Annotated in this window: 7 protein-coding genes; 4 read left to right on the top strand and 3 right to left on the bottom strand. The window is 69.5% G+C overall.

What is annotated here, in order from left to right; genetic code table 11:
- Positions 1-198: 198 nt before the first annotated feature.
- Together thiD and glmM are read right to left on the bottom strand one after the other, a co-directional pair.
- Complete coding sequence (gene thiD / locus HUU94_RS12160; RefSeq protein WP_174275332.1) at positions 199-993, bottom strand: bifunctional hydroxymethylpyrimidine kinase/phosphomethylpyrimidine kinase; 795 nt, start codon at positions 991-993, stop codon at positions 199-201.
- 130 nt (positions 994-1,123) lie between these two features.
- On the bottom strand, positions 1,124-2,461 hold the full coding sequence (gene glmM, locus HUU94_RS12165) for a phosphoglucosamine mutase (RefSeq protein WP_174275333.1): 1,338 nt from the start codon (positions 2,459-2,461) through the stop codon (positions 1,124-1,126).
- Between the two features lie 94 nt (positions 2,462-2,555).
- On the opposite strand from glmM, the gene HUU94_RS12170 reads away from it, so the two are divergent.
- Positions 2,556-3,551 carry an aldo/keto reductase gene (locus tag HUU94_RS12170; protein WP_174275334.1) on the top strand — a complete coding sequence of 332 codons (996 nt, stop codon included), beginning with the start codon at positions 2,556-2,558 and terminating at the stop codon, positions 3,549-3,551.
- A gap of 55 nt (positions 3,552-3,606) precedes the next feature.
- Here HUU94_RS12170 and HUU94_RS12175 read toward each other — a convergent pair whose 3' ends face one another.
- The gene (locus HUU94_RS12175; RefSeq protein WP_254602185.1) at positions 3,607-5,196 is read right to left on the bottom strand and encodes a peptide MFS transporter; all 1,590 of its coding nucleotides are present in this window, start codon (positions 5,194-5,196) and stop codon (positions 3,607-3,609) included.
- Between the two features lie 95 nt (positions 5,197-5,291).
- Between HUU94_RS12175 and HUU94_RS12180 the strand changes: the two genes are divergently transcribed.
- From HUU94_RS12180 to HUU94_RS12190, 3 genes are all read left to right on the top strand, one after another.
- Complete coding sequence (locus tag HUU94_RS12180) at positions 5,292-5,873, top strand: nitroreductase family protein (RefSeq protein ID WP_174275338.1); 582 nt, start codon at positions 5,292-5,294, stop codon at positions 5,871-5,873.
- Positions 5,874-5,928: 55 nt separating this feature from the next.
- A complete protein-coding gene (locus HUU94_RS12185) occupies positions 5,929-6,276 on the top strand; it encodes a GntR family transcriptional regulator (RefSeq protein ID WP_174275335.1) in 348 nt (115 codons plus the stop codon).
- A 41-nt stretch (positions 6,277-6,317) separates the two neighbouring features.
- Positions 6,318-6,597 (top strand): L-threonylcarbamoyladenylate synthase (locus HUU94_RS12190; protein WP_174275336.1); only part of this gene is annotated, 280 nt, incomplete at its 3' end.

Here is a 6,597-nt window from a genome sequence, read left to right on the forward strand (position 1 = left end):
GGGGCTGGCGCTGGTGGAGCTGCCGTCCTCGAGCGCGGCGTTTGCGGGGATGACGCGGGCGGCGAAGCGGGAGCGGTGGATGGGGTTGCGGGGATGGCTTTAATCGTCATGCCGGACGTGATCCGGCATCCCGCTTCCTGAGAGGGCCATCGGAAAAAGCAAGCGGGACCCCGGATCAGGTCCGGGGTGACGGTCGATCTATCGAAGCACCGACCCCTGCCCCATCGGGCCATGCCCCGCTCCCAGGCCCGGCGCGGCGAGCAGCGAGGCGCGGACGAACGCGCGCCCTCTGTCGATCGCATCCTCCAAGTCCATCCCCGCGCCCAGGCCCGTCGCGATGGCGCTGGAGAGCGTGCAGCCGGTGCCGTGGCTGTGGCGGGTCGCGATCCTGTCGTCGCGCCAGCGGCGTTCGCGCCCATCGGCGATCAGGATATCGACGACCTCGGGCCCATCGAGATGCCCGCCCTTGGCGAGCACCGCGCCGCCGGTTCTTCCGGCGAGCATCCCCGCCGCCCGGGCGAGCGCATCGCCGTCGCCGATCGCGCGATCGACCAGCAGCGCAAGCTCGGGCAGGTTGGGCGTGACCAAGGTGGCGCGCGCCATCAGCCGCTCGAACGCGGCGATGGTCTGTTTATCGGCCAGCGCGGCGCCCGAAGTGGCGATCATCACCGGATCGAACACAATCGTGATGCCGCCGAAATCTGAACGGCCGAGCCGCTCCGCCACCGCGTCGGCCACCTCCGCCGAGCCGATCATGCCGATCTTCACCGCATCGACGCCGATGTCGCCGGCCACCGCATCGATCTGCGCGATCACCATCGCGGCGGGCACCGGCATCACCTGGGTCACGCCCACCGTATTCTGCGCGGTCAGCGCGGTGAGCGCGGTCATCGCATGGCCGCCGAGCATCGTGATCGTCTTGATATCCGCCTGGATGCCCGCGCCGCCGCCGCTATCCGATCCGGCGATGGTCAGGATGCGCGGGATCGGCATATAGGCTCCCGCTCATCAACCGTTCGTGTCGAGCGAAGTCGAGACACGTTCGACCTCGTCGCCCCTGGGCACGTCCCTCGACTGCGCTCGGGACGAACGGGATCAGGGTATGCGCAAAGGCGCATGGCGCTCACGCCGCCTTCCGCACGGCCTCGCAGATGCGATCGACGACCTGGCCGACCAGAGCCTCGTCCTCGCCCTCCGCCATCACGCGGATCAGCGGTTCGGTGCCCGATTTGCGGATCAGCAGCCGGCCGGTGCCGGTGAGCTCCTTTTCGGCGGCGGCGATCACCGTCCTGACCTTCTCGTCCTCCAGCGGCTGGCCGCCCGCGAAGCGGACGTTCCTGAGCAATTGGGGCAGCGGATCGAACTGCCTGAGCAATTTGTGCGCGCGCGTGCCCGTCTCGACCAGTTCGGCGAGCACCTGGAGCGCGGCGATCAGGCCGTCGCCGGTGGTGGCGTGATCGGCGAGGACGATGTGCCCCGATTGCTCGCCGCCGATATTGTAGCCGCCCGCGCGCATCGCCTCGACGACGTAGCGATCGCCGACGGGGGTGCGGTGGAGCGCGATGCCCTGCCCCCAGAGGAAGCGCTCGAGCCCGAGGTTGGACATCACCGTCGCGACGATGCCGTCGCCCTTGAGCGTGCCCGCGCGCGCCGACGCGCCGGCGATCAGCGCCATCAACTGATCGCCGTCGACGATCTCGCCATGATCGTCGACGACGATCAGGCGATCGGCGTCGCCATCGAGCGCGAGGCCGATATCGGCGCGGGTTTCCTTGACCTTGGCGACCAGGGTGGCAGGATAGGTCGAGCCGACCTTGTCGTTGATGTTGCAGCCGTTGGGCGAGACGCCGAGCGCGATGACGTCGGCCCCCAGCTCCCACAGCGCCTCGGGCGCGACCTTGTAGGCGGCGCCGTTCGCGCAATCGAGCACGATGCGCAGGCCATCGAGGCGGAGGTGATCGGGGAAGGTCGATTTGGCGGTGCTGATGTAGCGGCCCTGCGCATCCTCGACGCGGCGCGCGCGGCCGATCGTCTCGGCGGGCGCGAGCGTCGGCACGCTGTCGATCCCGCGCTCGATCGCCGCCTCGGCCTCGTCGGAAAGCTTGTAGCCGTCGGGGCCGAACAATTTGATGCCGTTATCGACATAGGGATTGTGGCTGGCCGAGATCATCACGCCGAGATCGGCGCGCATCTGCCGCGTCAGCATCGCCACCGCCGGCGTCGGCATCGGGCCGACCAGCGTGACATCCATGCCGACGCTGGTGAACCCCGCCGTCAGCGCGCTTTCCATCATATAGCCCGACAGCCGCGTGTCCTTGCCGATCAGCACGCGGTGGCGGTGGCTGCCGCGCAGGAAGTGCGCGCCCGCCGCCTGGCCGACGCGCATCGCGGTCTCGGGCGTGAGCGCGCCTTCGTTGGTGCGGCCGCGAATGCCGTCCGTGCCGAAATATTTGCGGGCCATGAGGATGCTCTCGTTTCTTCTCGCGCGATCGCGGACCTTAGCCTTGCGCGCGCCGCACCGCCATACCACCTGCCGCCCATCGAGGAGAGTGACGATGCGCTATCGGACGTTAGGCGGCGGGCTGGAGGTTTCGGCGCTGGGGCTGGGCTGCATGCCGATGGCGGGAGTCGGCGCCAACATGTACGGCGCGGCGACCAAGGAGGAATCGATCGCGACGATCCACCGCGCGATCGATCTCGGCGTGACCTTCTTCGATACCGCCGAAATCTACGGCCCCCGGGCGAACGAGACTTTGCTCGGCGAGGCGATACGGGACAGGCGCGATGGGCTGGTGATCGCCACCAAGTTCGGCATGCGGATCGATGCCGAGAGCCAGCGGATGACGGGGCTGGATTCGAGCCCCGCCAACGTGCGCAAGGCATGCGAGGGATCGCTCAGGCGGCTGGGGATCGAGACGATCGACCTGCTCTACCAGCATCGCGTCGATCCCGACGTGGCGATCGAGGAGACGGTGGGCGCGATGGCGGAGCTGGTGCGCGAGGGCAAGGTCCGCCACCTCGGCCTCTCCGAAGCCGCGCCCGCGACGATCCGCCGCGCGCACGCCGTGCACCCGATCGCCGCGCTGCAATCGGAATATTCGCTGTGGGAGCGTGGCATCGAGGACGATATCCTGCCGACCGCGCGCGAGCTCGGCATCGGCTTCGTGCCCTATTCGCCGCTCGGGCGCGGCTTCCTGACCGGTGCGATCACGCGGCGCGAAGACCTGCCCGAGGGCGATTACCGCCTGACCGATCCGCGCTACGCCGAGGGCAATTTCGAGGCGAACATGGCGATGGTCGATACGGTGAAGTCGGTCGCCACGCGCCATGGCCGATCGCCCGCGCAGGTGGCGCTCGCGTGGCTGCTGGCGCAGGGCGAGGATGTGGTGCCGATCCCGGGATCGAAGCGGCGCGCGACGCTGGAGGATTCGATCGCGGCCAACGACCTCGACCTCACGCCCGACGATCTCGCCGCGCTCGATACGGCATCGAAGGGCAAGACGGCGGGCGACCGCTACGGCGCGGCGATGATGGCCTCGGTCCGGAAGTAAGGCGGCGCCTGCAGGTGGGGGTAGAGATCACGAAGGCGCGTCCGGAAGCTTATCGTCATTTGCGCTCCCTTTGGGTATGCGTGCCGGCCGCGTCGGGCTGGGCGAGCTCGCGTTCCCCGGCGAGACCGTGGCCGCCCTGCCCCAGCGTATCGAGGTGCATCAGCCGCTTGAACAAGGGCGCGACGGCGAGGATCGCGACGCCGACGCCGATCGCCAGCCAGCCGACGCGGGAATAGATGGTGATCGTCGCGGCGGCGCCCTCGCCCGCGCCGCCGGTCATCGCGGCGATCAGCCCGGCGGCATATTCGCCCGTCGCGGTCGCGAAGAACCAGGTGCCCATCAGCAGCCCGACCATATGGGGCAGCGCCATCTTGGTCATCGCCGACAGGCCCACCGGGGACAGGCAGAGCTCGCCGGTCGAATGGAGCAGATAGAGCAGGACGACGTAGATCGCGGGCGTCAGCGCGCCGCCGTTCGCGCGTGCGCCCCACACCAGCACGAGGAAGCCGAGCCCGAGCTGGAGCATCGCCAGCCCGAACTTGGCGGGCGCCGACGGCTCCCAGCCGCGCCGGGCCAGCCACGTCCAGAGCCCCGCGAGCAAGGGCGCCATTGTGATGATCCAGAAGCTGTTGATCGATTGATACATGCTCGCGGGCACGTTCCAGCCCAGCAATGTCCGATCGACCTGGCGATCGGTGTAGAGGTTGATCGACGAGCCCGCCTGTTCGAACAGGGCCCAGAACAGGATCGAGCCGAGGATCAAGGCCATCGCCGCGAAGATGCGGTCGCGCTCGACCGCCGGCAGCGTCCGCACCGCCGTCCACAGGATATAGGCGACCAAAGGAAAGCCCGCGACCGCGAGCAGCGTGCCGACCAGCGCCTGATGCTGGACGAGGAACCAGGCGACGAGCACGCTCGCCACCGCGCCGGCGTAGATCCACGCCTCGCGCGAGATGCCCGCGATGCGGACGCGCAGCCATTCGGGCGCGGGCGGCTCCGAGCGGCCGAGCAGATCGCGGCGCATCGCGATGAACATCACCAGCCCGGCGAGCATGCCGAGCCCGGCGGCGCCGAACCCCCAAGCCCAGCCGACTCGCTCGCCCAGCCATCCGCAGACCAGCGCGCCGAGCATCGCGCCGAGATTGATCCCCATGTAGAAGATCGTGTAAGCGGGATCGCGGCGCGCATCGGCGCGCGGGTAGAGCGTGCCGACGATCGCCGAGATATTGGCCTTCATGAAGCCCGTGCCGACGATCACCGATGCCATGCCCAGGTAGAAGAGGTCGAGCGCCGCGGGGCCGACGCCGCCGATCGCGCCTTCGATCGCGAGGCAGGCGTGGCCGACCGCGATCATCACGCCGCCGAACAGCACCGCCTTGCGCCCGCCCAGCCAGCGATCCGCCATCCAGCCGCCGACGACGGGGGTGAGGAAGATCATCGAGGTGTAGGCGCCGTAGGTGAGGTTGGCGCGGGCATCGTCGAACAGGAAATGCTTGGTCAGATAGAAGACCAGCAGGCCGCGCATGCCATAATAAGAAAAGCGCTCCCACATCTCGACCAGGAACAGCAGGAACAGGCCGCGCGGGTGGCCGAGGAGCGTGCGGGGCGGGTTCGGCCCGGCGGGATCGACGGAGATTGCGGACAATAGGGCACCTTCCCGAGTGAAAGCGCAGACTAGCCGGTCGCGCGGCGCTGTGAAGCCCGTTGTTGGCGCGCGTTTCGGCTGATAGCGGCGGCGGCATGTTCAACGATCTTTCCTCCACGCCATCGCTGCTGGCGACGCGCCGATCGGGCAAGCCGCGCGACATGATCGCGCCCGGCCCCTCGCCCGAACAGCTCGATCGCATCCTCGCCGCCGCGATCCGCGTGCCCGATCACGGCAAGCTCGCGCCGTGGCGCTTCGTGGTGGTGCCGCAGGACAAGCGCGCCGATTTCGCCGCCCTGCTCCACCGCGCGATGGAGCAACAGACCGGCACCGCGCGCGAGACGCCGTATGACGCGATCGAGCAGTTCGCGCATCAGGCGCCCTGCCTGGTGGTGGCGCTCTCCTGCCCGGTGCGGACGAGCCCGATCCCGGTGTGGGAGCAGGAGCTTTCGGCGGGTGCGGCGTGCATGAACCTGCTGCTGGCGACGCATGCCGAGGGCTTGGTCGGCGGCTGGCTGACGGGCTGGGCCTCCTATTCGAGCCTGGTGTGCGCGGCGTTCGGCGGCGCGCCGGGCGACCGGATCGCGGGGTTCCTGTTCCTCGGCAGCCCCGGTCGCGCGCTCGATGAGCGGCCGAGGCCCGAGCCGGCGGCGGTGCTGAGCGTCTGGCGGGGTTAACCGGCTGATTCAACGGTTTGAAGTCGCGCCATGCTGTGTTAGAACAGCATCACGCATGCCGACTCCCGATCGTCCCGTCTACCTCCGCCTGCGCGACGAGATCGTCGCGATGATCCTCGACGGCCAGATCGGCGAGGGCGAGGCGCTGCCCTCGGTACGCGCTTTCGCCGCCGAGCGCGGCGCCAACCCGCTGACCGTCGCCAAGGCCTATCAGAGTTTCCAGGAGGACGGCCTCGTCACCGTGCGGCGCGGCGTCGGCATGTTCGTGGCACCGGGCGCCGCCGCGCGCCTCAAGGAAAGCGCGCGCGCCGGGTTCCTCGCCGACGAATGGCCGACGATCGCCGCGCGCATCAAACGGCTGGGCCTCGACCTCGACGCGCTGATCGAGCGCGCGCACGCCTGATCCTTTGCGGCGCCGAGCGGCCGCTGGTAGCGGCTGGCGCGATGGCCGATCCTGATACCCTGGTGCTGCCCTTCGCTCCGCAGGCGATCGCGCGCGCGGCTGAGATCGTGCGCGCGGGCGGGGCGGTCGCGGTGCCGACCGAGACGGTCTACGGGCTCGCCGCCGATGCGACCGACGCGCAAGCGGTGGCGGCGATCTATGCGGTCAAAGGGCGGCCTTCGTTCAACCCGCTGATCGTGCATGTACCCGATCTCGCGGCGGCGGCGACGCTGGCGGATTTCTCCGCGCCCGCGCTGCGGCTGGCGCGCGCCTGCTGGCCGG

The sequence above is a fragment of the Sphingomonas bacterium genome (genome assembly GCF_903644055.1).
GTDB lineage: Bacteria > Pseudomonadota > Alphaproteobacteria > Sphingomonadales > Sphingomonadaceae > Sphingomonas_I.